Source organism: Rhizomicrobium palustre (assembly GCF_011761565.1).
GTDB classification, from domain to species: domain Bacteria; phylum Pseudomonadota; class Alphaproteobacteria; order Micropepsales; family Micropepsaceae; genus Rhizomicrobium; species Rhizomicrobium palustre.
Map to the genome: position 1 here is coordinate 1029990 of NZ_JAASRM010000001.1, position 26455 is coordinate 1056444.

A 26455-nucleotide genomic window follows, 5' to 3' on the forward strand; every position below is an offset into this window, starting at 1 on the left:
TATCTTAGAGATGAACTGGAAGGCGCGGCGATGGCGGAATGAGCCGCGGGGCGCGCAATCAGAAGCGTGACTAGACGCACTCAAAGGCACAAAAAAAGCCGTGCCACCAAACTCGGCGGCACGGCTTTCGAATGATATTAGGCGACTTGTTCCATCAATTTCTTGGCCTTGATTTCGAGGTCAAGACGGGCGTCTTGATGGGTTTTGTGACGAGCCAAAGCTGTGATGCCTTGCACAAAATCATAGATGCTTTCGGGCTTCTTGCCCTCTTCGTTGAGGACCATTTCCACGATTTTGGCGGTCTCCGGTTTGGAAAATCCCCGTTTGCGCAAGAAGCTCTCGCGGTCCTCGTCATTGCGAGCGACAATCTGTTCCCGTGCCGCCACGATGCCAGCAACGAAGCTCTGGGAACTGGAATTGGCAAAGCTCTCCAGCGCCGGTTCGGCTTCCAGGGCAAAACGATTGGCGGCGAATTTCGAATGCCGGATGCTGATTTCTTCGAACCTTTCGGTGCCCCAAAGATTGCGGTTCTGACACACCGCACGAAGATAGAAAGAAGCGAGACCGAGCGTTTTGCTGCCGACTTCGCTGTTCCAGGCGTAAAATCCCCGAAAGTAAAGATCAGGTGAGCCGTCCGCCAGACACCCCGCTTCAATGGGATGGGTGTCATCCACCAAAAACAGAAACACGTCGCGGTCGCTGGCGTAGAGCGTGGTGGTTTCCTTGCTCACATCGACAAACGGATTGTGTGTCATGGTTGCCCAATCAAGCACGCCGGGCACTTTCCAGCGGGTGTCGCCGGTGCCGTTGCCTGCAATTTTCTGCACCGCGGCAACCAATTCGTGGTCCCAGATGCGGCCGTAATCGGGACCGGTGAGGGCGCGAAGCTCTATTTTGCCGTCTTCGGCTTCCAAGGTTTTGATGAGTTCGGCGCGATGGCTGGAAAGCCCGTATTGCAGATTGATCCCCGCCAAAGGGGCGGGCAGTCCGCGCATATATGAGGATGGCGCACCGACAAGGCTGCACAATTGCCCAAAACTCCAATGGGTCGGGGAAACGGGTTCCTCGCGTCCCGGCAGAACAAGGGAAAGCCGTTCGCTATCATCGCGGGCGGCTTCAACCTGCACGTCCCGGCTTTCCACGGTGCGGGTGGTGGCGTGATCGGCGCGGGATTTCACGCGGTCATAAAGCTCCGACAAGCTCAAATAGCGCTCGTCATCAGGCCGGGAAAACCATTCGGACGAAACCCGTTCGATGCGTTGGCCGCGCGAAATATCCACGCGATAGCTGCCGGTGACAGAGTGTTCCTTGAGAGGATTGAGGGGTTCGATAGTCATTGGGTGATCTCCTTTGAAGGGCTGGGTTCGGCGCGAGCCGAAGCGCCGCGCTGAACCCCTGCCCGTCGGCGAGACCGGGTGTAGCAAGGGCAAGGGCGGGCGCGGCGGAGGGGGATCACCCACCCGAAGGGCCCCGCAGGGCCTCGCAGCGCGAAGCGCGAGAGGTGGGGAGACCGCCGCGCCCGTTCATCGAAGACCCTTGCCCGCGCGAGGGGCAGCGCCCCTTAGCATTCCAAGAAGAAACTCTGCCGTTCGGTCTTTTGATCAGCGCGGCGAGGAGGACAACGGCACGAACAGACCACCGGTATCGGTGTTAATGATACGCGATGGTTCATGTCTCATGTGGGGTGACGGACCGGATGCGATCCGCGCAAGATACGCCTCGGTCTCCACCGGAAGCGGCTTTGTTCCTGCCAAATAAGCGCGATAGCGTGTGGGTCCGGCATTGTAGGCTGCGAACATGCCTTCCGTGCCGAATTCCTCCCACAGCATTCGCAAATAGGCAGCGCCAGCGAGAATATTGTCGTGCGGATCGTAGGGATCATCGCCTAGCTTCAGGCGCTGTCGCATCACAAGCCAAGTCTCCGGCATGAGCTGCATCAAGCCCATCGCGCCTTTGGGCGACGTGATCGGATTGCCGTTCAACGTTAAACGGCCACCGCTTTCCGCCGCCATGACACGGGCGATCCAGTCTTCCGGGATTGCGAACCGCCGCGCCGCTTCGCCGATATAACTTTGCCAGGACGCAACCGCAGTATCCGCAAAAGCCGATTTGTTCGGCGGTGCCGGACAAGCGAAAGGCGGCGTAAAAAACAGCACGCAGGCCGCGGCGGCGCTCACCAAATCCATAGCGGCCTCAGTTTTCCAAGAACCGCATGGCGCGACACCGGCCCGAAATACCGCCCGTCGAAGGAGGACGGGACATCGGCCATCAACAAAAATACCTCATCGGGGCGCAGGATTTGGCAGCCGGACCAGTGGGGAAGCGGACGATGGCTTGCGTCCCGTTCCTGGCGTAGTGCCGCGATGTGACCATTGATGACGATGCGGTTGCCATCGGCGCAGATCTTGTCGCCCGCAAGAGCGGCAATACATTTGACCAGCGGCACATTAAACGGCAGGTAGCCGCGCTTTGCCGCCAACGGGCGCACCCAGTGTGGCGGTTTGGCGAGCACAAGATCGCCGCGGCCAAAATCACGGATGGGCAAAAGCCGATAGAGCCCGATAGGCGCGCTCGCGGTTGCGTTCCAGACAAGACGCGGTGCGTGCGGCGCGAACAAAGCCGCGGCGGCACCCCCGGCGACCAGGAGAATGGCGCCTCGCGGGCTCATGACCGCCGCCCCTCCGACCACGCATCGAGATCATCGATGTGATAGAAAATGTGGCGCCCATGACGGCGATAGCGCGGCCCGACCCCACGCATGCGCATGTGAATGAGCGTGTGAGGCTTAAGGCCGAGATAGAATGCCGCTTCTTTGGAACTGAGAAACGGGCTGCCGCTACGGGCCGCGGTAGCGCGGCGGTTAGCATCTTCATCATCGCTTTCAGGTGGCTTCGGCATCGTGTCGCCCTGTGGCTGGTCGTTGGCGATGCTGAAGCTAGGTGGCTCACGAAATGCGCGGCACCGGCAGATTGAGCCCCCTCGCAACTTGCCGGAAAAAAGAAAGCCCCCGCACCGGAGCGCGGGGGCGATGAGGCATCAGTTGGCCGGATTCCACAGAACCGCAAAGACGTTCGGATCGTCCTGACCGGCGGCGGGACCGAGATTGGCGTAGAGTTTCTTCGGCCCGAAGGCGGGATCGGCAAGGCTCAACGAGACGTAATCTTCGCCGGAATTCTTGCCGCGTTTGACCCAGCCTGCGCCGATTTCGGTGGCCTTTGAGAAGACCCGGTAGTCGGGCTGCTTGCTGCCGTTTTTGGCCGAATTGGGCAGGATATCGATGGGAGCGCGGAACGCGAGAGTGCGAAGTTCTCCGTGATAGGCGTCGTCCCGCTTCGTGACGTGACCGATGGCTGGCATGTTCGTCTCCAATGTGATCGCGGGAAGACCATTCTTCCTTGCGATGGCGGACCGGTAATGGGCGGAAGCCGGGCACCCGAACCTTAGGCCGCAGCGCAGCGAAGGACCGGAGCGGACGGGAAATTTGAAAGCGCAGGCGACCCGCGAGGAGCGCGCCTTGGCGCGCGGGGAAATTTCTAAGGCCCGCGATGGTTTCGGAAGGACCGCGCCCGCCCATAGGTCTGGCGCCGAGAACAAGGAAAGAAAGGTTTGAAACCCACGCGATGAGAGACGCGATCAGCCAGACGGGCACCCCGCAGACGGGATAGGCGCATCGGAGAAGGAACCTCGCCCGCCTTCACCCATGATCAGCACGATACTGGGCGGCAGCAGAATGAGGCCAATTCATCCGAGTAAAGGCACATAGAAGAAAGCGCGATTGCGTCTCCCGCTACACAACATATGCGACATGATACCATGAAAAATACCATGTTGGCTGGCTGCTGTTTCAGCGCTTGATATCGGTAATCTTGAGCACCGCTGCCGTCGCCGCTCTGGTTGCGCGTGTCGCCTTGGCGTCTTGCGTGAGATCGATGCCGTAGGTGGGGTAGATCTTTTTCAGTGCGGGCAGCCAATCCATCTCGGTCAGGCGACCGGCAAAGCACATTTGCAGCACATCAAAGGCAATGGCCGCGGCGGTCGACGCGCCCGGGGATGCTCCGAGCAAAGCGACGAGCGATTTGTCCGCGGCTGCAATCAACTCCGTGCCGAATTCGAGCCGACCACCGAGGTCGGCTTCATCCGGCTTGATAATCTGGACGCGTTGTCCCGCGACCGCCAGCTTCCAGTCGCCGCGCTTCGCCGTGGGAAAGAACTGGCGGAGCATTTCGAACTGGTGATGGTGACTCTGGAATACCTGGCCGATGAGATACTCCTCCAGGGCGACATTATCCTTGGCGACATCGATGAGCGGCAGGAGGTTGTTGGGCGTGATGGTTTCGAACAGATCGGCCAGCGAGCCGTGCTTGAGGAATTTGGTGGAAAATCCCGCATACGGCCCGAACAAAAGCGAGGTCTTTCCGCCAATAATGCGGGTATCGAGATGCGGCACCGACATCGGCGGCGAGCCGGTCGAGGCCTTGCCGTAGACCTTGGCGTGATGGCGCTGCGATACGGTATCAACATCGCACCTAAGCCAGATGCCGCTGACAGGAAAGCCACCGATGCCCTTGGCCTCCGGAATACCGGATTTCTGCAGAAGTTCGATCGCGGCGCCGCCTGCGCCTATAAAGACGAAGCCGGCCGACACGCTATGCCGCGTACCATCATTGTTGTTTTCGAACGTCACGGTCCAGCGGCCATCCCTGGCGCGTTCGATGGCAACGACCTCGCTTCGATAGCGCAAATCCAAGCCCTCCGCCGCAAGCCGGGCAACGAGCAGATGCGTGAGGGCGCCATAATCGACATCCGTGCCGGTTACTATCCGCGTGGCAGCCACCTTCGCGGCCGGATCGCGGCCTTCCATCACCAATGGCGCCCAGCTTGCAATTTCGGCGTGGTCCTCGCTGTATTCCATGCCGTGATAGCAGTGGTGCGCGCTCATGGCGGCATAGCGTGTCTTGAGGAAGGCGACATTCTCCGCTCCCCAGACAAAACTCATATGCGGACAAGGATGAAGAAAGGCGCGCGGATCGGGAATGGCGCCGCTCGTCACCAAATATGCCCAAAGCTGTCGCGAGACGTCGAATTCGGTATTGACCTTGAGCGCCTGGGAAATGTCGATGCTGCCGTCAGAGCGCTGGGGTGTATAGTTCAACTCGCAATTGGCGGCATGGCCGGTGCCGGCATTGTTCCAGCCCATGGAACTTTCCAGGCCGCAATCCTCGAGCCGCTCGATCATGGTAATCCGGAGCGATGGATCAAGCTCGTGCAACACCGTGCCGAGGGTCGCGCTCATGATGCCAGCTCCGATCAAGAGAATGTCGGGATTGTCCATCACAGAGCTCCTTTTTGGGGTTCGAAATGGAGATCGGCCCCGTCTTCATAAACGACATAAGCGCGGCGCCAGGGCTCCGAGCCGATCAAGCGCCAGCGATGGCCTGTTCCGCTGTTGTCCTGTGCGAGCAGTGCATCGCCGGGCCGGATCACGAAGGTGGCACCGGACTTGACTTCGAATTCGATCGTGCCCGACAGGGTCAGAACGAATTGCGGCTGGGGGTCCTGATGCCAATCGAAAGAGCCCGCCGAGGTCTCCTGAAAAGAAAGCTCATGAACAGCAATCGGCAAACCCGAGGCTTTACCGTGAAGGCCGGCCCCGATCACGAGTTGACCTTCCTCAAACAGTGAATTGCCGTCCGGACCGGTCCACAGTCTGACGCAGCGGATCATTTCAGTCTCTCCTTTTTACGCACCGGATAGGCCTTTGCCGACCATGGCGAGCGGGCGGATGGTTTGATCGAACAGATTCTCATCCACCAACCCAGAGGCGAGCGCGGCCTGTTTCAGCGTTAGGCCCTCGGCAATGGCTCTCTCGGCGATACGGGCGGCGTTCTGATACCCGATGACCGGCGAGAGCGCGGTCACCAGCATGACGCTGCCCTCCACATAGGATTTGATCCGCTCTGGGACAATTTCGGTCCCCACGACTGAGAATTCGCGGAACCGATCGCAGCCATCGGCGAGGATGCGGATTGAATGCAACACGGCGTTGATGATGATGGGGCGCATCGCATTCAACTCGAAATTTCCCTGGCTGCCCGCGAACGCCACCGCGCTGTCATTGCCGAGAACCTGAATGGCGATCATCACCATGGCCTCGCATTGGGTAGGATTAACCTTTCCAGGCATGATGGAGGAGCCAGGTTCATTGGCCGGAAGCTTCAACTCGCCTAGACCGCACCGCGGGCCAGATGCGAGCCAACGCATATCGTTGGCGATTTTCATCAGCGCGACAGCGAGACCGCGCAGTCCTGCGGATGCGCGCACCATGGCATCGAGCGAACCTTGTGCCGCAAACTTGTTCGGGGCCGTGACGAAAGGCCGACCGGTCAATTCGGCAACCTTGGCCGCGACGTCATTCGAAAAACCCGGCGGCGCATTCAGGCCCGTTCCGACCGCTGTGCCGCCAATTGCCAATTCGTGGAGCCCGGCGCGGCTCGCCTCCACCGCCACGATACAGGCGCGTATCTGCCCCGCCCAGCCATACCATTCCTGGCCTACGGTCAGAGGCACTGCATCTTCCAGATGCGTGCGACCGATTTTGACGACATCCATCCAGCCCTCGGCTTTGGCTTCGATCGTATCGGCGAGGTGCCGAACCGCGGGAAGGAGCTGGTCGTCGATGGCCATCACCGTGGCGATGTGCATCGCCGCAGGAAATGTGTCGTTCGACGACTGCCCCATATTCACGTCGTCATTGGGACCAATCGGATGCTGCGAACCGAGCGTCCCGCCGAGCAATTGGATCGCTCGATTCGACAACACCTCGTTGACGTTCATGTTCGATTGCGTGCCCGAGCCTGTCTGCCACACAAACAGAGGAAAATGATCATCCAGCTCGCCCGCGATCGCCTCGTCGGCGGCGCGCACGATCGCCTCGCACTTCCACCGCGGCAGCCGCCCCGCAGCCGCGTTCACCAAAGCGCAGGCTTTCTTGACGTAACCATAAGCACGATAAACGGCCTTCGGCATGCGGTCTCCGCCGATGTCGAAATGAAGCAGCGACCGCTCCGTCTGCGCTCCCCAATAGCGATCCGCCGGCACGGCGACTTTGCCCAAACTGTCGAATTCCTCACGGCTGCCCGTCGCATCAATGCCGATGGGAAGCAGCTTGAGCTCAGGAACATCCGTCAACTCAGACCTCCTCACGGGCGTTCGCTGGGATAGTCGGGTCTGATCTCACGCAGATATTGTCGGAAACGGGGAAAATTGAAGCCGATGCGCATAAAGACACCGGCAGCGCCCCGCACAGATTGCGGCCCGAAGAAATGCGCAGATTAAGACAATGGCGCTGGGATCCGCCAAGAATGCTTGCCGTTCCCGCTTTAGTGTCAATCCCGGTTTAGAGCAGGAGCAAAGCTAAGAGCTTGTTGTCCGCCCAGCCGACGGCCGTTCTTGTACATGGGCCGATGGCTCGAGTTGGCAGCGAGTCATTCCGCCTCTCTCGGGGAACCAAATCACAAAAATGCGGACCGTACCCGCTGACGTCTGAAGCAAAACCCTGTCGCCCTCGTTACCTCAATTTACAACGATTAACAAACGCATGCGTCGTACATCAGGCATTATGGGCCGTATTTCAACGGCTAAACCATGGGTCTGCAGGCATTTGAGACGAGCGAGATCAATTCGGCGGCACGAAATACCGTCGCAGTACGCAGTTCCGTGACGGCAGTCACATATCCGAAAAAGCATTGGAACGGCTTGGTGGCGGAAGTAGACGAATTGCGAGGCCCCGGCTGCCATTTAGCGAAAAAATGCGCCGACCGCGCTTGGCTGGCCGTTTGCCTTGAAGAACGGGGAGGTCATGTCGAGTTGCGTGCAAAACTCGACCATACAGAGTCGCGGCCATGGCACGGCGATGCTCGGCTCTATCTGGTACCCGCAAGATTGCCGGTGTGGGAGCGCGCCGATCACATTGCCTTTGCACGACGCATCTCCTTTTTCTTCGACGCTGCGCGGCTGGAAGAAGCCGGACACGATACGCAATTGCTGCTCCAGCTTTCTCACATTGCGGTATTCTCCGATCCCGCCATTCGCCAGATCGCCACCATGCTTGCCACCGAAACGCTACAACAGGAGCCCAATGGACGTCTCTACGGTGAGAGTCTTGTCATGGCCCTTGCCGCGGCACTTCTGGCCACGGCCGGCAAAGCTCAATCGCAAGCGCACGGCGGACTGGCGCCGCGAACCCTGCAACGGGTCATCGATTATCTGGAAGAAAAGTGGCGCGATCAGGTTTCGTTGGCCGAACTGGCGAAGCTGGCCAACATTTCCCAATCCCATTTCGGCCGCGCCTTCAAAGCCTCGACGGGCGCTCCGCCATCGCGTTGGCAGACGAATATCCGCATCCGTCATGCCCAGGACATGCTGCTTTCGGCCGAGCAGTCTTTGGCCGACATTGCTCTCAATACCGGCTTTGCCGACCAAAGCCATTTCACCCGGACGTTCCGGCAGGTTGTCGGAACCTCGCCCGGCGCTTGGCGCAAATCGCGCGGGTGATCACGCCGTCTTGTGCGGCTGATGCAATAGAATGGCAAGCGCGAGCAGCGGCGGAAGTGCGTAGCTTGCCGCTCCAGCAAAATGCACCAGAAGCGCCGCCGCGGCACAGCCGAACGCAAACGACAGGATGCTGGTGCCAAGGCGTACAAACCGGCCCCGAATGACCGCGGTCTCGTCTCCCGCTTTTCCGGCCACAAGATCGGCGATATCCAACATTGCCTGTGTGGTAGAGCCGGTCATCAAAGTCGATGGCGGGATCTGCGGCAGATGAATGCGTTGCGCGCCGTTCTGGATTGCCATAGCCGAGACGAGAACCATTCCGGTGATCAGCGCCGGCCATTGGTCGCCGCCGAGGAATGGGCTGAACCGAAAGGCTAGTACAGCCGCCGCAAGAAATAGCACGAGCATCAGGCACAGCATCATCGGCAGAGGCGCCCGCCCGCGCCGTTCCAGGCCATGGGCGAGCAATCGCGTTACGATAATTACCAGACAGAAAACCGGCAATGCCAGAAGCTTTGCCGTTATACCGCTGTTGCCCAACACTAGGGCTGCGCCGAGCGTGACGAAATTTCCGGTGACGTGGGCGGCGAATAGCCCCTGTAAGCTCAAGAAACTGAGTGTATCGACATAGCCGCCCAAGATACTAAGCAAAATCGCAACGCGGTTTATCGTAGGATTCATTGTTCACCAGCCGGTCTTGAGTTCCATGCCAAGGAGCAATGGCGATTTGCGGACCACCGGAACGAGCGCCGTTCTGATCACGGAGCGACCGCGTGAATCTCGGCCACATAGCCTCCCGGGAACTGCACCATCGCCGCTTTACGATTACCGGAAATGGCCGGCTCATTCACCACCGTCACGCCGGCCGCTTTGGCCTTCATAAGCGTCGCATCGAGATCCGGAACTTCATACCCCGTCGTTTCGCGCCCATAAGGCCAGGGCAATTGCCCATTGGTCACCAGCACCACCATCTTGCCGTAACCGGATTCGATGCGGACCCGGCGATAGGTCGTGCCTGGCTTGCCGATTTCTTCGCCTGGGGCGTTAGCCACATCGGACACCACGTTGGCATGCGCAAACGCGACGAAATCATGGATGAAGGCGTTGGCGGCATCAGGCGAAACATAAACCCGGTTTTCCGGCACGGTGGCGAGCGCGGGATAATTCGGGGCTGTTGTGTGCCAATAGAGCTGCATGTTCACCCCGCCCGGCCAAGTGATCACCGCATCCTTGCCGATCGGATCGAGGAAGGTCGACACCAAAACCGTCGCGCCCGCTTTCCGTGCGGCTTTCACGGCGGCGTCGATATCGGTGACGAGATATCCGGTGCGTTCCGCCCCGAAGGGATAGGGAACCGGGGTCTTGAAGCCGAACGTCGAAATCGTTCCGACCGGCGTAAGCGCCAATTGCGACACGGTCTGGCTCGGAGTCGGCGTGACTTGAAACACGCCTTGCTTGGAGAGCTTACCGCCGAACGTAGCGACGAAACTCGCCATGAAACGATCGTAGTCCTCCGGCGCGACATACACATGTGTGGTATCGTATTGTGGTCCGACGGAGAAATTCTTGGCTTCAAGCGGCGTGACCCAAAGGCCAGCCAAAGCCACACCTGCAAGCACGCCAACTGTAAATTTACGCATCCGAAACGTCCCTCTTCAGCCATCACAGCGCTTGGCGTGCTCCGCAACCAAAGCCGCCATCACCAGACCTACGATCAATCCCATATGCTCGAAGAAACTGTTAGCGCCATGAATTGCGCCTGCCCGCTCGAGTTCCAGAAATCATAGGCGACCAGACTGGCAATCAAGGTCAAGAGGGTCAATCCGCCCGCTGCCAGCCAGACAAACCTTCCCCAAACGATGGGAACGGGACCTACCAGTTCCAACGTGATCGCAGCCACGGCCCAAACCGCGGCCGGTTGCCGGCGCCCCGAGGACGCCGGCCAGGGCGAAGCCTTTCCCCTCCGTCCGAATTTAATCACCAGCACGCTGTTTGCTTAACAAACAAAAAACTGCGATTCTGACGGTCTGAACACAACTCACTTCAGAAGTGATGAAACCTTTCACAGGTTCGACCTGCGGGGTCGGACAACAGCGTTATGGCCATGGTTCGGGGGAAAATTGTTGGGCGCGTGTCGTGCGAACATTGTGGTCACCGGGCCACCAACGTCGCTCCGCCCGAGATGCCGCCACAAGCCGATGGGAGACCTAGAATGGTGCGACGGCCGAGACCAAGCCCAGATCCGAACATCATTGCTTGCGCTCCCGACGTGCCAGAACTGACCGATTATGACTACACGTTATTTATTTGCTACGTGCGCCTGCTCGACGCCGAGAAAGAGGGCGCCGATTGGCGGGAAGTGGCAAAAATCGTCCTCAAAGCCGATCCTGACCGAGATTTTGTTTACGCCAAGCGCTGCTACGACACCCATCTGGCACGGGCCCATTGGATGACGAAGCACGGCTACCGCCATTTGCTGCGTGAAGCCGACGACGAGTGGTAATTCCACAAACTCGCCTCAACACAAAAATGCGCAGTGACCGCGCTCCACCAACGCTCGTCCGCGTGCAATCGCGTGTCGCACCTGATCGCGAAGGTTTTCTCTGGGATCACGCCAATCGCGTTCAACACGCTCGCGTCCGTAGAGCGTCAACGCGATCTCACGTTGGGGCAGACCGAAAAGCCAGCCGTCCAGGGCTTTAAGAACAAAGGTCAGACGCTTGGCGTGCGGATCCGCCGGGAAATGGCGTTCTAGAAATCCTTGGCCTGCCCGGTATGCCTGAAAGCAGGCCAGACTCTGATTTTGGCGGGAAAACAGCGATGGCGCTGCAGCGGTATCAAACACCAGCGTAACTGGATGAAGAAGACTTTGGCCGCGAATGCAGAGTTGCAAGGTCCGCACACCATCCCGGACAGTTACGTGTTGCAACCCATCTGGAGCAATAAGCAAGCTGGTATGTAATGGGCTTTCGGCGAAGATAAATGGCATTGCCCTCTTCCGGACGGGTAGTGCCAACAAATGCAATACTTTGGGGCACACACCAGGCTCCCAGAAGACCGTGGCCGAACGGGCGTCGTCGTCGGGCGAGGTAGCGAAGAGGCAATGGCCACCAAATTTTAGCCGTCGGCCATCAATCACTGTGAACCGATTGCCTACCTGCCGGATATACCGGGAATTGTCGTGGCAAACCTCTCGAAATCTCTCATTGCGGCGCAGGTATTCCCACGCGAATGCCAATCGCGGAAAGCGCTCAAAACCTTCGTATCCGGTCCGCCAATTGGGCGGTGCGCTCATGCTTACCATTGTCGGTCATCTCCACCCCCATTGAGCAACACATCCCATTTCCCACATGTCTCACGCAGCCTGCATCACAGGGGCCCAGAGTACGGGACCAGGTAGCCCGCCAAGTTCGCGCAAACGCGCTAGCGCTGCGGCCGATACTTCGAGATAGCCCGCCACCGCCATCGTGGTACCAATCGCGCGAGACGGTCCTAATCGTTCAAGCGGCCAAGTGGCCCGCCGCAGAATGCGTTCCATCCGCACATCCGTAACGGTGAGGATTTTTCTGAGGGCTTTGGCCAAGCCAAACTCCACCATGCCCGCGAAAAGTTCATAAGTCGATTTCGCAATCCCACCAGCCGCTTTCGGCGTATCGCTTTGGAGGTCGAGCGCAAAGCGGCTGCTCTCCCAGATGTCGTGCGCTGCAGGGGCCGCCCCTTCGGGCACAAGGGCCGGAAAGGCATCACGCAACATGGTGGAGCCTTTTGATGGCAGAAACCGAACACATCCTTGCAAACGTCCATCATGAGCTCGCAGCAGCAGATAGGCTGGTCGCAAGGCATCAAATCCATCGGCCTCCATATCACCGGCGGTCTCCACTTCCCAGCCCAGCCGCTCCTTGAAGACACGGTAACGTAAGCGATGCATCTCAGCGAGATGCTCCCTGAACTCGCCATATCGATCGGGCGTAATCAATTGGATCACAATGAGCCTCCATGCGTAGTACCGGCATGAAAGCGGAAAACATGGACGTGCGGAGCCCCCAAACTCTTATGGGGCGGGTGCTAGGAACATTTGCTGCCGTCCTGCGTTGCACGGCCCAGTAATCTCGCGATTTGACTCTTGGTCCGGACGCCGAGCTTTCGTTTGGCATTTTCAATATGCCAAATAACCGTGTTCTCACTGATCTGAAGAATTTGGGCGGTTTCCCATGCGGTTTTGCCCTCCGCGACCCAACGGATGCAATCAAATTCCCGCGGCGTCAGCCCAGCCATACTGTCGGGCGGTCGATCATCGAGCTTTCGTCGCACCTGAAAATGCAGACATAGCGACATCAATTGAAGAACGCGCTTATTCTGCTCAATGATCTGCAAAAACTCCCGGCGCGGCGCATCCGATGCAAACGTGACCGCCGCAACCGGCCCGTGACCGTCCTGCACCGGAATCGTAAGACCGCAACGAATTCCGAACTCCGCGGCCTCATCGAAGAATTGCGCTTCGGCAGGGGTTATTTCGCTCGCCGGAGTGCTTATCCCCCACTCGAACGGCTCGTCCCATTTGTGGGCTTGAGCGATAACGGGATCGAGCTTCTCATAGTGCTGTCGCAGATAGTGATCGGTCCAGAGAACTGGGTAATTGGAGATTAGTGCCGCAGGAGCGAGCTGATCGCGCGGCATCCGAAGATAGGCAAAACACGAGAGGTCGAAACTCGTTATTGCCTCAGCCATGGCAAGCTGGAACTCGCCTACGTCCCGGCAGATGTTCAGTTGATCAAGGAATCTTTGGAAGATGCGCTGCATCACTCTTACCAGAGTAAAAGCCAGCGATGATGACTATGCGAGCTCTAGACAGTCAATCAGCAGCTTGGTGTTAAGCAAAAGCAACTCGTGAGAGCCCAACTTATCCGTAGCCGCAGCGCAATTTTGTGGCTAACAATGATGCCCTAAAGTCCATTACCCCGGCTGCTCTGTTTTGACTACTTAGCGATGCAGACTAGCTTAGGTATAGGTCATTCATTACGTGAGGAAGCCGTTGTCGCTATGGCGGTGCTTAGGGCGCGAGGCCATTAAGGCGAATACCACCCCATCAGAGTAGTGGCACAGAACTGGGGCCGAGATATCAGGCGGGCATCCCAACAAATCCGGATTTACCTCTTTTAACCGGTACCGCCAGCGACTCTTTGCTATTTTGATTGGGCCAACCCGAAAAAGGCGACCTGGCTGGTCCAGACGCAAGTTGGCTACTGCAAAGGATTTGGGCATTGCGCGCCATCTCTGCGACGACCACCTCGTGGCCGCCCCGGTAGCGCCCGTGCCGAACGAACAGTGTGGAACCTGAGCAAAACCATGCCTCACATGCTCACCCCCCTGACGCTGTCAGATGCGAAACGGATGCTGCAGACTGACGAGGACAAGGCGACCAGTCTCGGCATTGTCCACAATATCGCGGTGGTCGATGCTGGCGAGGCCCTCATCGCGTTCGCGCCAAGACGGCGCGCTCACTGGGAGTATCGACCTTGCCATCGGCAAGACGAAAACAGCCCGCATGTTCGACAAGACGAGATCCAACACACGATCAAGACGATCTCGTTCAACGACATCAACAAGAATATCAACCTGATGCACGACTACAAATCGTCGGGCGCGCGGTAGTGACGTTCTGAAGGATTGGACACTGAAGGACAAAACCGAAAGGTGCGACATGAGTAACGTCAATGACGAAAATGCCTCGAACCTCAGGCGGCGGGACGTCATCCATTTGACAGGTCCGGCGATCATAACAGGTATGGCCGGTGGCGCACTTTCAACAGCACCTGCGCGGTCGCAACCCACCATCAGCGACCGTGACGGCGCACCTCTGGGCGTCCGACTGCAAGGCGTGCAGCATTTCGGCCTTACCGTTCAGAATATGGAGCGTGCTTACGAGTTCTACACGCAGGTACTAGGCGGAACCGAAGTATTTCGGCACGGCAACTTCCACGGTGATACGGTTCAGAATACGCTGCTTGCCGACCAGGAAATTCTCGCCACTGAACGCGGCATCGATCCCCAAACCATCGGCGTGCCCGATCTACGCTCCGGGGTCCAGCGTCTAGATGTGCGATTCATCCAGTTCGACAATGTGGTTATCGAACTCCTGCAGTATCGCGACGCAAGCCAGCCCATGGGTAGCTCCAAGTCGTTCGCGGAGCCGGTACAGCATATGAGCCCGGCCTATCCGCGCATGATGCACATCTGCTTTTATGTGCGCGACGACGTCGACTTCAACAAATTCATCGCCGACCTTGAAGCCGAGTCCGCTCGGCGCGGCATGGCACAAGTGCGCGCCAACAGGTCGATCCGCGTCACCACCGAACAGCAACGCAAGGCAGCCCCGCGCGACGCCAATACCACCAAAGTCACCGAACCGCCGTCAGACGGCTGGGAACTGATCTATTGCAAGGGGCCTGAAGGTGAGCAGCTAGAATTCGTGCGCGTGCTCGGGCCGGTAAAGAAGCGGTTCGGCGACGCCTTCGCCAAACGGCAGGCGCTTGTGGGTGCCCGCTAAGGACCTTCACTTCGAAAAGGGAAAGGTCATGCGAAAACATTTACGTCCACCCGTTCTTGTAGTGATCATGGCCGCCATCGTGGAGCTAGCGATGGTCTCGCCGATGGCGGCGCGCGAACGCGCAGCACCCCCCTATTCCCGGATACCCGAAGATGCTTGGTCGATCGTTGCGCAGGTCCACGCCAAGCCCGGAAAGGAGGATGAACTGCGCAAGGTAACGCTGCCGCTGGTCGCGCTTGTTCGCAGTGATCCGAAAAATCTCGTTTACTTCCTCCAGGAAGATCGCGAAACGCCGGGGCATTTCGTGTTTTACGAAGTCTTTGCGACCCGCGCCGATTTCGAGGCGCATAACGCGATGCCCTATGTACAGCAATGGTTCGCGCGGCTGCCCGAACTCGCTGACGGCGGCGTCACAGTGATGCAAATGCGCGTACTGAACGAACCATCCAAGTAACGCTGTGGGATAAACACCGGCGATACACCTTGCAAGAAAGGACGCAGCGATGACGATGAAACATACCGGCCAATGCGGTGGCGAAGCGGCGACCTTCCTCGGCATTCCGCAAGATACATTTCCGCTGAAAAGCGGTCAGCCGAAAGCCTTCCACTACATCGCGGGCTCGGGAAAGGGGCTCGACTGGGCCGCTGCGCTATCCCTGCCGCAATACTATGCCATGCCGGGCTGAACGTCCGATGCCCCCATTCCAACGATCAATCGAGGAGAAAACCATGACCCAACATGTCTTGTTCATCGTCACCAACGCACCAGTCATTGGCCCGCACAATCGCAAGACAGGCTTCTTCTTCGCCGAAGTGGCCCATCCATTCGACGTGCTCGACAACGCAGGAATCGCAATAGAGTTTGCGTCTCCCGCCGGTGGCTGGACGCCCTACGATGCATATGACGAGAAAGACCCTGCCCAGAAGGGTTTTCTCGAGAGCAAGGCCTTCCGGCGGCTGAATCACAGTCGGAAATTGTGCGAAGTAGACACGGCCGATTATGATGCCATCCTGGTGCCCGGCGGGCTCGGCCCCATGGTCGACATCCAGCGCAATGCGGATGTCCAGAAGGCCATTGTGCGCGCCTGGACCACGGGAAAGATCGTTACCGCCGTTTGCCACGGTCCTTGCGCCTTGCTCGGTGTCAATCTCGGTGATGGCACACCATTCGTGCGCGGCAGGAAACTGACATCGTTTTCGACAAAGGAAGAATACGACTACGCCCGCGAAGACGTACCCTACGAACTCGAAGATGCGCTAAGAGCTGAGGGAGCCGAGTACTCGTCTGCATCCAACTGGCAACCTCACGTCGTCGTCGATGGTCGGCTTATTACCGGCCAGAACCCAGCCTCGGCGGGACCGCTTGGAAAAGAACTGCTCGCCGCCCTAAAACGAGCTGCCGTTCCAGCGTGAACTGATGAGGTGCAATACGCGATTTGCCGATTGGCTTAGGAGGCGTCTTGCTGTGATTTGAGCCGCCTTCCTTCGCGAGTGAACTGTATGGAACCGATCAAGGTATTGCTTCAAACCACCATCCCTGTGGCTGTGGACGATTGGTCAATTTCGCGCTTCAGCCGTTTAGCGGAATTTCTGCGCAACGAACGCGACGCCGAGGGACGCCCGATTTTTGAGGTCACAACGCGTAATCGCGATCCCCTGGGATCGCCGGACGCCGTGCTGTCCAGACTTGATCGGAGCGAGTTCGACGAAATGTGGCTGTTCGCCGTGGATGTCGGCAATGGCCTAACGACAGAAGATTGCGAGGCGATTTCCAATTTCCGCCGCAAAGGCCGCGGGCTCCTCGTGACCCGGGATCATATGGATCTCGGATCGTCTGTTTGCAATCTTGGGGGCGTCGGAAAGGCCCATTACTTTCATTCACGGAACCCCGATCCGGACGAAGCAAACCGCAAGGTGGACGATCTCCAGACAACATATATCTCGTGGCCGAATTTCCATTCAGGAGCCAACGGCGATTTCCAGACAATTGAGGTTCTGAGTCCGATACACCCCGTCTTGGCAGACCCCACCTCACCGACCGGCGCCATACGTTTCCTGCCGTCTCATCCGCATGAGGGGGCGGTTGCGGCCCCAGTTGATGAGCACGCGCGCGTTATTGCGCGGGGCGTGAGCAAAGTTTCCGGACGCCCATTCAACCTGGCGGTGGCCTTTGAGCCCGGTGAAAGGGCCGGCCCCGCGATAGCGCAAAGCACATTCCACCACTTCGCAGACTATAATTGGGACACCAGAAGTGGCGCTCCCAGCTTTGTGGATGAACCTCCCGGCGATGGCATGCTGCGGGAACCGCAAGCCATCGCTGATACGCATCGCTATGTCCGCAATGTCGCCCTTTGGCTTGCACAAAGCTCCCTCCTGTCGGACCCTCCGCCAACATGACGGGATCAAATCCGCTACACTCATCCTCGATCTGCAGAACAAGACGATCGCGAGGATATTCCGTCCTGGCGCGAACCGCGTCGGAATGAGGCTGATATTGAACAGAGCCTCGCATCCGATCTCAATCACTTCGTCCAGGACCTGCGGTTAAGCCGGCGCGTAAAACGCAATCAATACACGTGAGCGATGTCAAACGCCTCTTCAGATCGCCAGTGTTTCACCATCGGCGGGAATGAGGAGATGCTGATCGTATCCGTCCCGTTTCGCGAAGGCACGCAGGTCAGCTCGGCTGAGGATGCAGTGATTGACGGCTTCCATGTGGCTGGCGATCAGCATGGCGTTCGGCGCGGCACGATGCACGGCGAGCACATCGGCAGGCCCCATGATGATCGGATCGAGTCCGATCACCGTCGCCATGCCGGCGTTTAGTACAATCACGTCCGGAGAGTGATGGGCAATGGCGCGCTTGACCTCAGCGTTCCAGATCGTATCGCCGGCGACATAAAGAGTCTTGTGAGCAGGATGGCTCATGACGAAGCCGCTGACGGGGCCGAGGATCTGCGGCAGTGCCTTCAGGGCTGCGTCGGTACCATGCTGCCCGCCAGTACGGTTCAGACGCACGCCATGAAACTCGGTATTTTCGGTCAGCAATCGCACATCTGAGAAGCCCGCAGATCGGAGCTGGGCAGCGTCCTCGGCATTCTGCGCGAAGATCGGCAGCGACTTGTTCAGCTTGGCCTTCGCTGCCTCGTCCCAGTGATCGGGATGCAGGTGCGTCACGACGACGGCATCCACGTCGACGATCGAGGCGAGCGGTATGGGCAGCGGCACCAGCGGGTTGCGCCGCTGGCTGTTCGCCGTACCCTCGAAGCCAGGATAGGCGTCTTTGTCTCCCAGCAATGGGTCGACCAGGAAACGAACCCCGCCATAATCGATGCGCAAGGTCGCGTTACGCACCTGGGTCAGGCTCGCGCTTCGGGTAGAACGCTCAGTAATGGCACTGGCCGAGCCGTGCGCGACGAGTAGCGCCGAGCCAAGCAGCGCACCGCTACCCATGGCGATTGTCTGTCGGCGTGTCATTGATTTCGGCATGTGTGTAGCATCGACCATCTAACATTCTCCCTCAACTCCGATTGTTCTTCGGCGTTTCCGGGCGGGCGGCGCACGCGCCGCCGCCTAGAACTTTAGGTTAGTGGGTGTCGGCGGCCGCAGCCTCAATGAAGGCGGCGACTTCCTTGGGATGAGACAGCATCACGGCGTGGCTGCTGTGGATCTCGGTCAGTTTGGCCTTGGCGCGGGTCGCCATAAAGCGCTGGGTGGTCGGCGAGACCATGTGGTCCTGTGTCGTCAGCATCCAGTGGACCGGTTTGTCATTCCACGCCGCCTTGGTGAGCTTGGGCTGCACCGCACCGAGCCCCCAGGGAACTTGCCCCACCGCCATGAAGCCGGTGACCGAGATATCGACATCCTGGGCAAAAGCAGTTGGGAACTTGGCGGGATCGACAATGATGAACCCGTCGTCCGGCGGCAGCAGTGGCGGACCGGACTCGCCCGGCACCGGCCGGGTGGCGAGCTCGAACACCGATTCCCCGGCATCGGGCGCGAGCGCCGCGATATAAACGAGGCTCTTCACCTTGGGATCGGTGCCGGCTTCGGTGATGACCGCGCCGCCATAGCTGTGGCCGACCAGCAGGACCGGCTTGGTCGCCCTGGCGATCACCTGGCGCGTCGCCTCGACATCGCCATCGAGCGTAACGGTCGGGTTCTGGACGACTAACACCTCATAACCGTCGTGTGTCAGGATGTCGTAGACGGACTTCCATCCCGAGGCATCGACAAAGGCGCCGTGCACCAAGACGATCGAGACGGGCTTATCAGGGGTCTGAGCGGCGGCGGAAGCGATGGTAGCCATGGCGAGAAACACTCCTGTAATAAGATGTTTCATTGACGTCACTCCAGGTTGAACGGGTCGCACGCTTCCGGAACGGAGCGCGCATCACCAAGTTGGGATCTTGTTCGGTACGCTGTCAGGCGAGGCCGAGCTTGCGATCCAGCGCTGCGATAGGTGCCTTAGCAATCGGATGGTCTGAGCGTGGGTTCTGGCCGGTGATCAGTTCGCGATTTTCGATGACATAGGGCTCAAAGTCCGACCGGTTATCGATGCGCGCAGCATTCGAACCGATGACGACGACCTTTCCTTTGCTCATGACGTACTCCGTTGCGTTGATCTGCCGAAGCAGCAGCTCACGTCTAATACGCTCGCGTCCGGGGTCTCGGTCGTGAATTGCGGTTAGGTTGGGTTAAGAGAGAACATTGCCCCACAAGAGAGCCTGGTTGATGGTGCTAAAGATCAGTCGGCCCGCGATCGGACATTGCCCGAAATTGATCCCGCTTAACTCTCCGGACCTGCCGATTGGTGATAAAGTTGGTAGCGTATCCACAGCGACGAAGCCGCCGATCTGCTTGCTGAGAGGTTATCGGTGTTCGTCGCAGGAGCACGATGAGAATGCGAAAGCGCGCCTAACCGAGTTTTGCTGCGTTTAACCTTGCCAACGCAGCCTGCTGGTCTATGCCGCAGTCCGCCGAGAAGGTGCGTAACGAGGACCGTCTGTAACAGGAGAACGGACATGACCAGCAACGTGAAGACCGTGGGCATCTTGACGGCCCATCCAGGCAAAGAAGCCGAACTGCGCAGCCTGCTCGAAGGGTTGATCCGTTCCAGCCGGTTGGAACCGGGCAATTTGCGCTACGACCTCTGGGCCGATCCCTCCCAGCCAGGCGTCTTCGTGCTCGACGAACTCTATGTCGACGCGGAGGCGGCCGGCGCGCACCAGGCCTCTCCGCATTTTCAATACTATCGTGCGAACGTCGGTGCGCTGGCTGACCGCCAGGCCTTGAGCCTCCGAGCAGTCGTGGTTGCCTGAGGGAGAGAAGGAGATTCGAAACGATGAGCAGGAAGATTAGCCGACGGGCCGCCCTTCTGGGCGGAACGACATAGCTCGGGATGGGCTGTTCCCCGTCATGTTCTTCACGCGGGTGGCCAGTATGGTGTGTCCGGCGTGGCAAAACTGGTGGTGATGCCGTGTTGGTCTCGCATAACGATGTGCGAGCGGCCTGGGGCGTATAGAGCGATCACGCAAAGCTTCCTCTGCGATACTTCGCAGCGAGCTTTCAAGAAGCTGTCGACACGGCAATACATACGGTGAGATTTAGGTCTCGCCGTGCTCCAGCGTGACACCGCGTCCGATTTGAATGAAAATATCGGACATGCCGTCCGCTAGGAAATTGCTTCTGCTGGGGATGCTTGCCTCGCTCCTGCCGGACCTGGGTGGCGCATGTGCGGCAGATGCGCAACGTAGCCTTCAACAACTGCAGCACACTGCCTGGACTTCGAGAGACGGAGCCCCACCGGAAGTTTGGGCTCTCGCTCAGTCGAACGACGGTTATCTCTGGCTGGGTACGGGCGGCGGACTCTACCGGTTCGACGGAGCGAGCTTCGAGAAGTTCCGACCAGTCAAAGGCGAGAGCCTTCCTTCGCTCAACGTCAATTCCCTGCTCGCCACTCGCTCCGGTGATCTTTGGATCGGCTTTGCATCAGGTGCTTTGGCGAGACTCCGCGCGGGCCACCTGACCACGTTCGACTTAGGCCTGCCGCCGGTCCCCGTGCTGGAGCTATCTGAGGACCGCACAGGCGGGATCTGGGCGGCCCTAGGCGAGAATGACAGAGGCGGCGTCGCGCGCTTCCATCAGGGCAGATGGGAGATTTTCGGTCGTTCACGTGGGGTAGCCGCAGGCGCGGCAACCAGCGTCCTCGGGGCGGCCGACGGATCGGTCTGGATAGCGGCCGGCGGTGAACTCGAGGTGCTGCGTCCGGGCACAAATCGCTTTTCGCCCGTCACCGCCTCGGCTTCGGACAGACCAAAGCTGAAGCAGTCGCCTGATGGAGCGATATGGCTCACCACCGGCGCCCGCCCCGGTCTCCAGCGCATCGCGGCATCGCCTGCCCAAGCCGCGCCGACATGGATTGTGCCGCCGATGACGGCCGATCCTCGAGCAGAAAGCATCCTGTTCGATCGGCACGGCAATCTTTGGGGAACCTACGGGAGTGGCGGCGTCTTTCGTCTCGATGGCGTCGGCTTGGGAGATAGGGCGCTCATTGCCGATAGCGCGAAAGAGAAGTTCGGCGCGGAGCGCGGCCTTACGTCCAACCTCGCCAACCCTATCCTGGAAGATCGTGAAGGTAACGTGTGGGTAGGGACGAATCTTGGTCTCGACCAGTTTCGTGAGACGAGCGTGGTGGTGGCGACCGGGCTGCCTACGGATTCACGGAATGGTTTCCGGATCGCGCGAGGCCGCTCCGGCTCGATGTATGTGACTTCAAAGGACGCTCTCTTCAGAGTGGACCCAGAGCATGTCGCCCGGAAGCTGGTCCAACTTCCGCAGCGGCCATTGATCCTTCACACAGATGCATTGTTGCGGACCTGGATCGGCACAGACCGAACGCTGGGCATTCTATCAGGCGTAACCGTGCGGGACGTGCCGCTGCCATGGGCAAGGAGCAGACCGTTTGCCCTCCTTGAGGAAGCCCCGGGTCGAATCTGCGTCTCATCCGTGGAGGGGGCCTTTTGCCGGAAAGAGCGTGGATGGACGTCCGAACCACGCCTGGCGACCCCAGGAATTTTGCCAATGCAGATGCTCCGCGACGAGCTCGGGCGCGTATGGATCGCAGAAGGCGACCGCATCGAGATGGTCGATGGAACCACACGTCGGGTGTTCTCCGCGCGCAGCGATCTTTCGCTGGGAACCGTTGTGGTGATGGCCGTCCGGGGACGACATGTTTATGCAGGCGGCGACTTCGGATTGGCGCGGTTTAGCGGCCAGCGCTTCATCACTCTCACGTCAGACACGCACCCGTTTTTGAGCCGGACAGCCGGAATCGTCGAAACCTCCGAAGGCGACCTCTGGCTCAACACCGTTGCCGGCGTTGTTAATATCGCGAGCACTGACCTAGATTATGCGTTCGCTCACACCTCTCGCCCGGTGAAGGCACGGGTGTTCGATCGTGACGACGGAATGCCCGGCGTGGCGCAGCAGGACTCCTGGTCGCAAACGGCAATGGAGGCCTCCGACGGACGTCTTTGGTTCGTGACAAGGCTCGGCGTTGCCTGGATCGACCCCAAGCGGCTTTCCTTCAATTCACTTCCACCGCCAGTGATCATCAAGTCTTTGGTTTACGACGGCCGCATCTATGCGGTCTCTACGCCCATTCAGCTGCCGAAAGGCGCTTCCAATCTCCAGATCGAGTATACCGCGCCGAGCCTTTCTATGCCTTCACGCGTGCGGTTCCGCTACCGATTGGAAGGCGTGGACGATGATTGGGTCGACCCGGGCACCCGCCGCGCGGCCTTCTACACGGGGCTTAAGCCAGGCAGCTACAGGTTCCGCCTTATGGCGGCGAACGATGACGGCGTATGGAACCGACGGGGCGCGACGTTAGAGTTTGAAATTCCGCCGACTTTTTTCCAGAGCTGGCCGTTCTACCTCCTCTGCGCGGCTCTAGCGCTGGCGCTGCTGTGGCTCGGCTATTCGCTGCGGTTACGCGCCATTGCCGAGCGCATCCGGGCGCGGATGAACGAGCGCCTGGACGAGCGCGAACGCATCGCGCGCGAGCTGCACGATACCCTGCTGCAGAGCGTGCAGGGGTTGATCATGCGCTTCAGCAACATTGCACAGGACATAACTGCGATTCAGCCGGCACACCGCGATATGCTGGATGCGCTGGACAGCGCAGACGCCGTCGTGGTGGAAGGGCGCGACCGCGTCCACGAATTGCGGCGATGGAGCGGAGCACGGAGCCTGTCCGACGTCGTCACCCACACCGCCGAGCGGCTCCTGCTGTCTGACAAGATCGAGATTCGAGTAGGCGTCGAGGGGCTGCAACGGGAGATTTACCCCGCAATTGCCGATGAACTCCTGCGTATCACGGACGAGGCATTGTTCAACGTCACCCGTCACGCGCACGCGCGCAAAGTCTCGATCGCCGTTTCCTATGGCGCGGAAGAACTTGTTTTACGCATCATCGACGACGGTGTCGGAATCGCACCGGAGATCGTCGCCCAAGGCGGTGTCGCTGGTCATTTTGGTCTCGTCGGCATGCGCGAGCGGGCGGAGAAGATAGGCGGACAACTGGCCATCACCCCTGCCCCAGCCGGAGGGACACAAGTAGAAATAAAGGTCGCTGCCGAGATTGCCTATGCCGACAGACCGCAGCCGATATGGCTGGCCTGGTGGTATCGACTCGCAAAGAAGCGCAACGGTAAATGATGCGGTATTTGCCAATGCAATCACGGAATTCACGTTGTAGCCACTCCGAATACGATGCGGCGACGTGGCATCTGGTTGTTCATCTCCGTGAAGCGGGGTTAATTCTGGTCGCATGACAACCTCGGGCGGGTGCTGGCTGTCGACGCGCGTGAGGCGAAGGGGCTAAGTCGGACGACTAAGTTCGACATGTCTCGAGACGCGCTCCGCTCGATCAGGGCAACGGCCATGAAAATCACAAATGCATAAATCGGCGCGATATCTATCTATGGGTAGGCGCATCTCGATCGCGCTGCTGCTTTTGGCATTGCTGTGGTTCGCCTATTCGCTGCGACTTCGTGCCGTTGCCAACCGCATCCGAGCGCAGATGAATGAGCGGCGGGACGAGCGCGAGCGTATCACGCGCGAGCTGTACGACACGCTGCTGCAAAGCGTCCAGGGGCTTATCATGCGATTCAGCAACATCGCCCAGGACATCACTACTATACCGTCCACGCACCGCGAGATGATCGATGCACTCGACAGCGCCGATGCGATCATTATCGAAGGACGCGACCGCGTCCACGCGCTGCACCAATGGAGCGACACGCGCAGCCTGTCCGACCTCGTCAGGCGTACTGCCGAACGGTTGCTGCGGCCCGAGAAGGTCGAGACACGCGTGGTCATCGAGGGCTCACAACGTGACGTCTATCCGGCGGTCACCGACGAGTTGCTGCGGATTACTGACGAGGCGCTGTTCAATATTGCGCACCATGCCCAGGCACGTAACGTCACCATCGCGATCATATTCGGGCCCAAGGCATTGACACTACGGATCATCGACGATGGAATCGGTATTGCGCCGGCGATTGTCGCGCAGGACGGCGTCACTGGTCACTTTGGCTTGGTCGGCATGCGAGAGCGGGCGGCGAAGATCGGCGGACAACTGGCGATCACACCTGGGCTCACTCGTGGCACTCAAGTCGAAGTGACGGTTGGGGCTGAGATTGCCTATGCCGACAGATCGCGCTCGATATGGCTAGCTTGGTGGCGTCGGTTCGCGATGGTACGTAGTGATGAATGACTCTGTAACCGCCAGTCCCATCCGCGTGATGATCGTGGACGATCACCCGATGCTGCGCGACGGGGTCGTTGGGTCAATCAAGCGGCAGTCTGATATGGTTGTGGTCGCGGAGGCTGGCGATGGCGCCGCGGCGATCGCCGCGATTGAGGCGGCCAGCCCCGATGTGGTGCTGATGGATCTCCAAATGCCCGGCATCGACGGGGTCGAGGCGATCCAGACGATCAGCAAAAAGCATCCGCAGGTACGTATTCTGGTGCTCACAACCTACGTCGGCGATGCGAAGGCATTGCGTGCGCTCAAGGCGGGGGCCAACGGCTACTTGCTCAAGAGCGCGATGCGAACCGATCTGATAGACGCGATCCGCGCAGTGCATGGCGGTGGACACCATATCCCTCCGGAGGTCGCGACACAGATAGCGGTGCACGCGATCGGCGAAGCCCTGACCGAGCGCGAAATCGAGATTCTGTCGCTGGTGGCTGCCGGCAATCCGAACAAGCAGATCGCCTGGAGGTTAGGTGTCTCGGAGGACACGGTGAAGGCACATCTCAAGCGCACCTTCGCCAAGCTCGGGGTCACAGACCGAACGCACGCGGTAACGGTTGCCGCCAAGCGAGGTATCATCGAACTTTAGCCATTCCGTCAAGTTTATCGACCGGAAGCAATTTCGCAAGTCGCTGACTTCGTGCACTAGACATGGCTTGTCACTGACATGGGTACTCTGGCTTACCCGCTTTGGGGCCATAGACCGATGTTGGGGCCGACGCCTATTCTGCCACTGTCGGATAGAGCAACACTGTCGAACGCACTCCAGTGATGGACCAGATGCCGACAGCTCAGACTATGCGTCAAGCTAGAAGGAGTGTCGAAATGCCGACTACTGCAGCTTCCGAACCTCTTCTTGGGGCAACTCGTTCACCGGATTACGCACCGGTTTTTGACCAAGCCGTGCTGCCCCAGCGCTCCTTTGCGTTCGGCCTTTTCCTTCTGAGGCCGGAACAGCAGTTACTGCTAAAACAAGAGGTGCCGGTCAGAATCGGGGGACGCGCACTCGACATCCTCACGGCTCTAGTCGAGAAACCGGGCGAACTGGTGGACAAGCGCACGCTGATCTCGCGGGTCTGGCCGAACACCCACGTCGAAGAAACCAATCTCAAGGTCAATGTGGCCGGCCTGCGACGGGTCCTAGAGGACGATCCTTGCTTGCCACAATTTATCGCGACCGTCGTCGGTAGAGGCTATCGCTTCATCGCGCCAGTCCGTGCGACTGGATCGCTCGCTCCAGCTTCAAACCGCCCCCCAGCAGGAGAAGCGCCCAGCATCGTTGAGTTGATCGAGACCATCGATGCCGTTCGGCAGCACCTCGCGCAAATCTCGTCAGGTCGGAGGGAGCCGAACGCTTGATAATCCGCGACCTACATAAGACCTCAAACTCAGTCCGACCAATGCAGGTGGAACCCTGCCCCGAGCCACACAGTATTGCGAATACAAGCACTTTCAAGTGCAGCCCTTCCCAATGACAAGCCAGGACGATGACCTCTACTGATCGCGCCCGAGCAATGGAAGGCTGCCAAGCC

Annotated in this window: 28 protein-coding genes and 2 pseudogenes; 13 read left to right on the plus strand and 17 right to left on the minus strand. The window is 59.2% G+C overall.

The features are described from left to right. Positions 1-137 precede the first annotated feature (137 nt). The 8 genes from FHS83_RS04425 to fumC form a co-directional block, all read right to left on the minus strand. Positions 138-1337 (minus strand): DUF932 domain-containing protein, encoded by a 1200-nt coding sequence (locus tag FHS83_RS04425; RefSeq protein ID WP_167081301.1) that lies wholly within the window; start codon positions 1335-1337, stop codon positions 138-140. Positions 1338-1601: 264 nt separating this feature from the next. Further along, positions 1602-2186, minus strand: coding sequence for a lytic transglycosylase domain-containing protein (locus FHS83_RS04430; protein ID WP_167081303.1), 585 nt, complete (start codon positions 2184-2186; stop codon positions 1602-1604). Further along, positions 2174-2668, minus strand: coding sequence for a S26 family signal peptidase (locus FHS83_RS04435; protein ID WP_167081305.1), 495 nt, complete (start codon positions 2666-2668; stop codon positions 2174-2176). The genes FHS83_RS04430 and FHS83_RS04435 overlap by 13 nt, the downstream gene beginning before the upstream one ends. Beyond that, on the minus strand, positions 2665-2898 hold the full coding sequence (locus FHS83_RS04440; protein ID WP_167081307.1) for a helix-turn-helix domain-containing protein: 234 nt from the start codon (positions 2896-2898) through the stop codon (positions 2665-2667). The genes FHS83_RS04435 and FHS83_RS04440 overlap by 4 nt, the downstream gene beginning before the upstream one ends. Before the next feature lie 138 nt (positions 2899-3036). Beyond that, positions 3037-3357 carry a DUF736 domain-containing protein gene (locus tag FHS83_RS04445; protein ID WP_167081309.1) on the minus strand — a complete coding sequence of 107 codons (321 nt, stop codon included), beginning with the start codon at positions 3355-3357 and terminating at the stop codon, positions 3037-3039. A 487-nt stretch (positions 3358-3844) separates the two neighbouring features. After that, positions 3845-5332 carry a malate dehydrogenase (quinone) gene (gene mqo, locus FHS83_RS04450; RefSeq protein WP_167081311.1) on the minus strand — a complete coding sequence of 496 codons (1488 nt, stop codon included), beginning with the start codon at positions 5330-5332 and terminating at the stop codon, positions 3845-3847. Next, the gene (locus FHS83_RS04455) at positions 5332-5724 is read right to left on the minus strand and encodes a cupin domain-containing protein (protein ID WP_167081313.1); all 393 of its coding nucleotides are present in this window, start codon (positions 5722-5724) and stop codon (positions 5332-5334) included. Before FHS83_RS04455 ends, mqo begins: the two co-directional genes overlap by 1 nt. 15 nt (positions 5725-5739) lie before the next feature. Continuing rightward, on the minus strand, positions 5740-7188 hold the full coding sequence (gene fumC / locus FHS83_RS04460) for a class II fumarate hydratase (protein WP_167081315.1): 1449 nt from the start codon (positions 7186-7188) through the stop codon (positions 5740-5742). 456 nt (positions 7189-7644) lie between these two features. On the opposite strand from fumC, the gene FHS83_RS04465 reads away from it, so the two are divergent. Beyond that, complete coding sequence (locus FHS83_RS04465) at positions 7645-8553, plus strand: AraC family transcriptional regulator (RefSeq protein ID WP_167081317.1); 909 nt, start codon at positions 7645-7647, stop codon at positions 8551-8553. On the opposite strand, the gene FHS83_RS04470 is transcribed toward FHS83_RS04465, so the two are convergent. From FHS83_RS04470 to FHS83_RS19615, 3 genes are all read right to left on the minus strand, one after another. Next, on the minus strand, positions 8554-9234 hold the full coding sequence (locus FHS83_RS04470) for a YoaK family protein (protein WP_167081319.1): 681 nt from the start codon (positions 9232-9234) through the stop codon (positions 8554-8556). 77 nt (positions 9235-9311) lie between these two features. Further along, entirely contained in the window at positions 9312-10193 is an 882-nt protein-coding gene (locus FHS83_RS04475; RefSeq protein WP_167081321.1) for a VOC family protein, read from the minus strand. Between the two features lie 74 nt (positions 10194-10267). Further along, positions 10268-10540 (minus strand): DoxX family protein, encoded by a 273-nt coding sequence (locus tag FHS83_RS19615; RefSeq protein ID WP_341801530.1) that lies wholly within the window; start codon positions 10538-10540, stop codon positions 10268-10270. A 225-nt stretch (positions 10541-10765) separates the two neighbouring features. On the opposite strand from FHS83_RS19615, the gene FHS83_RS04485 reads away from it, so the two are divergent. After that, positions 10766-11056 carry a DNA -binding domain-containing protein gene (locus FHS83_RS04485; RefSeq protein ID WP_167081325.1) on the plus strand — a complete coding sequence of 97 codons (291 nt, stop codon included), beginning with the start codon at positions 10766-10768 and terminating at the stop codon, positions 11054-11056. A gap of 15 nt (positions 11057-11071) precedes the next feature. Here FHS83_RS04485 and FHS83_RS04490 read toward each other — a convergent pair whose 3' ends face one another. From FHS83_RS04490 to FHS83_RS04500, 3 genes are all read right to left on the minus strand, one after another. Continuing rightward, positions 11072-11848 (minus strand): DNA -binding domain-containing protein, encoded by a 777-nt coding sequence (locus FHS83_RS04490; protein WP_167081327.1) that lies wholly within the window; start codon positions 11846-11848, stop codon positions 11072-11074. A gap of 60 nt (positions 11849-11908) precedes the next feature. After that, positions 11909-12538, minus strand: coding sequence for an acyl-homoserine-lactone synthase (locus tag FHS83_RS04495; protein WP_167081328.1), 630 nt, complete (start codon positions 12536-12538; stop codon positions 11909-11911). A gap of 80 nt (positions 12539-12618) precedes the next feature. Next, positions 12619-13353, minus strand: a complete 735-nt coding sequence (locus FHS83_RS04500) for an autoinducer binding domain-containing protein (protein WP_167081330.1) — start codon at positions 13351-13353, stop codon at positions 12619-12621. A gap of 546 nt (positions 13354-13899) precedes the next feature. Between FHS83_RS04500 and FHS83_RS04505 the strand changes: the two genes are divergently transcribed. The 6 genes and pseudogenes from FHS83_RS04505 to FHS83_RS04535 all read left to right on the plus strand — a co-directional run bounded on the left by FHS83_RS04505 (position 13900) and on the right by FHS83_RS04535 (position 17497). Beyond that, entirely contained in the window at positions 13900-14205 is a 306-nt protein-coding gene (locus tag FHS83_RS04505; protein WP_208414223.1) for a heme-degrading domain-containing protein, read from the plus strand. Between the two features lie 49 nt (positions 14206-14254). Further along, positions 14255-15100, plus strand: a complete 846-nt coding sequence (locus FHS83_RS04515; protein WP_167081332.1) for a VOC family protein — start codon at positions 14255-14257, stop codon at positions 15098-15100. Positions 15101-15203: 103 nt separating this feature from the next. Continuing rightward, complete coding sequence (locus FHS83_RS04520) at positions 15204-15554, plus strand: putative quinol monooxygenase (protein ID WP_425061525.1); 351 nt, start codon at positions 15204-15206, stop codon at positions 15552-15554. A gap of 49 nt (positions 15555-15603) precedes the next feature. Next, positions 15604-15738 (plus strand): annotated as a pseudogene (locus tag FHS83_RS19235) (GFA family protein); the annotation flags it as partial. Between the two features lie 91 nt (positions 15739-15829). Further along, positions 15830-16513, plus strand: a complete 684-nt coding sequence (locus tag FHS83_RS04530) for a type 1 glutamine amidotransferase domain-containing protein (RefSeq protein ID WP_167081336.1) — start codon at positions 15830-15832, stop codon at positions 16511-16513. Positions 16514-16600: 87 nt separating this feature from the next. Beyond that, entirely contained in the window at positions 16601-17497 is an 897-nt protein-coding gene (locus FHS83_RS04535) for a hypothetical protein (RefSeq protein WP_167081337.1), read from the plus strand. A 201-nt stretch (positions 17498-17698) separates the two neighbouring features. Here FHS83_RS04535 and FHS83_RS04540 read toward each other — a convergent pair whose 3' ends face one another. The 3 genes and pseudogenes from FHS83_RS04540 to FHS83_RS04550 form a co-directional block, all read right to left on the minus strand. Next, positions 17699-18607: an MBL fold metallo-hydrolase gene (locus FHS83_RS04540; protein WP_208414226.1), complete on the minus strand. Its 909-nt coding sequence runs from the start codon at positions 18605-18607 to the stop codon at positions 17699-17701. Between the two features lie 79 nt (positions 18608-18686). Next, on the minus strand, positions 18687-19409 hold the full coding sequence (locus tag FHS83_RS04545) for an alpha/beta hydrolase (RefSeq protein WP_208414227.1): 723 nt from the start codon (positions 19407-19409) through the stop codon (positions 18687-18689). Between the two features lie 115 nt (positions 19410-19524). Further along, a pseudogene (locus FHS83_RS04550) lies at positions 19525-19644 on the minus strand (type 1 glutamine amidotransferase domain-containing protein); the annotation flags it as partial. Between the two features lie 480 nt (positions 19645-20124). Here FHS83_RS04550 and FHS83_RS04555 point away from each other — a divergent pair. The 5 genes from FHS83_RS04555 (at position 20125) to FHS83_RS04575 (ending at position 26282) form a co-directional block, all read left to right on the plus strand. Beyond that, positions 20125-20421, plus strand: coding sequence for a putative quinol monooxygenase (locus FHS83_RS04555; RefSeq protein ID WP_167081341.1), 297 nt, complete (start codon positions 20125-20127; stop codon positions 20419-20421). A gap of 328 nt (positions 20422-20749) precedes the next feature. Next, entirely contained in the window at positions 20750-23821 is a 3072-nt protein-coding gene (locus FHS83_RS04560) for a sensor histidine kinase (RefSeq protein ID WP_167081344.1), read from the plus strand. Positions 23822-24086: 265 nt separating this feature from the next. Continuing rightward, positions 24087-24881 carry a sensor histidine kinase gene (locus FHS83_RS04565; protein WP_167081346.1) on the plus strand — a complete coding sequence of 265 codons (795 nt, stop codon included), beginning with the start codon at positions 24087-24089 and terminating at the stop codon, positions 24879-24881. Beyond that, entirely contained in the window at positions 24874-25512 is a 639-nt protein-coding gene (locus FHS83_RS04570; RefSeq protein WP_167081348.1) for a response regulator, read from the plus strand. Before FHS83_RS04565 ends, FHS83_RS04570 begins: the two co-directional genes overlap by 8 nt. A gap of 236 nt (positions 25513-25748) precedes the next feature. Next, positions 25749-26282: a winged helix-turn-helix domain-containing protein gene (locus FHS83_RS04575; RefSeq protein WP_167081350.1), complete on the plus strand. Its 534-nt coding sequence runs from the start codon at positions 25749-25751 to the stop codon at positions 26280-26282. The last annotated feature ends 173 nt before the right edge of the window (positions 26283-26455 follow it).

What these genes read in the sequence shown, in the direction of transcription:
- FHS83_RS04535 (WP_167081337.1), top strand. Translation starts at nt 16,601, where the DNA reads ATGGAACCGATCAAGGTATTGCTTCAAACCACCATCCCTGTGGCTGTG.
- FHS83_RS04435 (WP_167081305.1), bottom strand. Translation starts at nt 2,668, where the DNA reads ATGAGCCCGCGAGGCGCCATTCTCCTGGTCGCCGGGGGTGCCGCCGCG.
- FHS83_RS04490 (WP_167081327.1), bottom strand. Translation starts at nt 11,848, where the DNA reads ATGAGCGCACCGCCCAATTGGCGGACCGGATACGAAGGTTTTGAGCGC.
- FHS83_RS04445 (WP_167081309.1), bottom strand. Translation starts at nt 3,357, where the DNA reads ATGCCAGCCATCGGTCACGTCACGAAGCGGGACGACGCCTATCACGGA.
- FHS83_RS04475 (WP_167081321.1), bottom strand. Translation starts at nt 10,193, where the DNA reads ATGCGTAAATTTACAGTTGGCGTGCTTGCAGGTGTGGCTTTGGCTGGC.
- FHS83_RS04485 (WP_167081325.1), top strand. Translation starts at nt 10,766, where the DNA reads ATGGTGCGACGGCCGAGACCAAGCCCAGATCCGAACATCATTGCTTGC.
- FHS83_RS04470 (WP_167081319.1), bottom strand. Translation starts at nt 9,234, where the DNA reads ATGAATCCTACGATAAACCGCGTTGCGATTTTGCTTAGTATCTTGGGC.
- FHS83_RS04515 (WP_167081332.1), top strand. Translation starts at nt 14,255, where the DNA reads ATGAGTAACGTCAATGACGAAAATGCCTCGAACCTCAGGCGGCGGGAC.
- FHS83_RS04545 (WP_208414227.1), bottom strand. Translation starts at nt 19,409, where the DNA reads ATGGCTACCATCGCTTCCGCCGCCGCTCAGACCCCTGATAAGCCCGTC.
- FHS83_RS04575 (WP_167081350.1), top strand. Translation starts at nt 25,749, where the DNA reads ATGCCGACTACTGCAGCTTCCGAACCTCTTCTTGGGGCAACTCGTTCA.
- FHS83_RS04555 (WP_167081341.1), top strand. Translation starts at nt 20,125, where the DNA reads ATGACCAGCAACGTGAAGACCGTGGGCATCTTGACGGCCCATCCAGGC.
- FHS83_RS04530 (WP_167081336.1), top strand. Translation starts at nt 15,830, where the DNA reads ATGACCCAACATGTCTTGTTCATCGTCACCAACGCACCAGTCATTGGC.
- FHS83_RS04430 (WP_167081303.1), bottom strand. Translation starts at nt 2,186, where the DNA reads ATGGATTTGGTGAGCGCCGCCGCGGCCTGCGTGCTGTTTTTTACGCCG.
- FHS83_RS04520 (WP_425061525.1), top strand. Translation starts at nt 15,204, where the DNA reads ATGGCGGCGCGCGAACGCGCAGCACCCCCCTATTCCCGGATACCCGAA.
- FHS83_RS04570 (WP_167081348.1), top strand. Translation starts at nt 24,874, where the DNA reads ATGAATGACTCTGTAACCGCCAGTCCCATCCGCGTGATGATCGTGGAC.
- FHS83_RS04540 (WP_208414226.1), bottom strand. Translation starts at nt 18,607, where the DNA reads ATGGTCGATGCTACACACATGCCGAAATCAATGACACGCCGACAGACA.
- FHS83_RS04425 (WP_167081301.1), bottom strand. Translation starts at nt 1,337, where the DNA reads ATGACTATCGAACCCCTCAATCCTCTCAAGGAACACTCTGTCACCGGC.
- mqo (WP_167081311.1), bottom strand. Translation starts at nt 5,332, where the DNA reads ATGGACAATCCCGACATTCTCTTGATCGGAGCTGGCATCATGAGCGCG.
- FHS83_RS04505 (WP_208414223.1), top strand. Translation starts at nt 13,900, where the DNA reads ATGCCTCACATGCTCACCCCCCTGACGCTGTCAGATGCGAAACGGATG.
- FHS83_RS04440 (WP_167081307.1), bottom strand. Translation starts at nt 2,898, where the DNA reads ATGCCGAAGCCACCTGAAAGCGATGATGAAGATGCTAACCGCCGCGCT.
- FHS83_RS04500 (WP_167081330.1), bottom strand. Translation starts at nt 13,353, where the DNA reads ATGCAGCGCATCTTCCAAAGATTCCTTGATCAACTGAACATCTGCCGG.
- FHS83_RS04465 (WP_167081317.1), top strand. Translation starts at nt 7,645, where the DNA reads ATGGGTCTGCAGGCATTTGAGACGAGCGAGATCAATTCGGCGGCACGA.
- FHS83_RS04565 (WP_167081346.1), top strand. Translation starts at nt 24,087, where the DNA reads ATGGGTAGGCGCATCTCGATCGCGCTGCTGCTTTTGGCATTGCTGTGG.
- FHS83_RS04455 (WP_167081313.1), bottom strand. Translation starts at nt 5,724, where the DNA reads ATGATCCGCTGCGTCAGACTGTGGACCGGTCCGGACGGCAATTCACTG.
- FHS83_RS04560 (WP_167081344.1), top strand. Translation starts at nt 20,750, where the DNA reads ATGAAAATATCGGACATGCCGTCCGCTAGGAAATTGCTTCTGCTGGGG.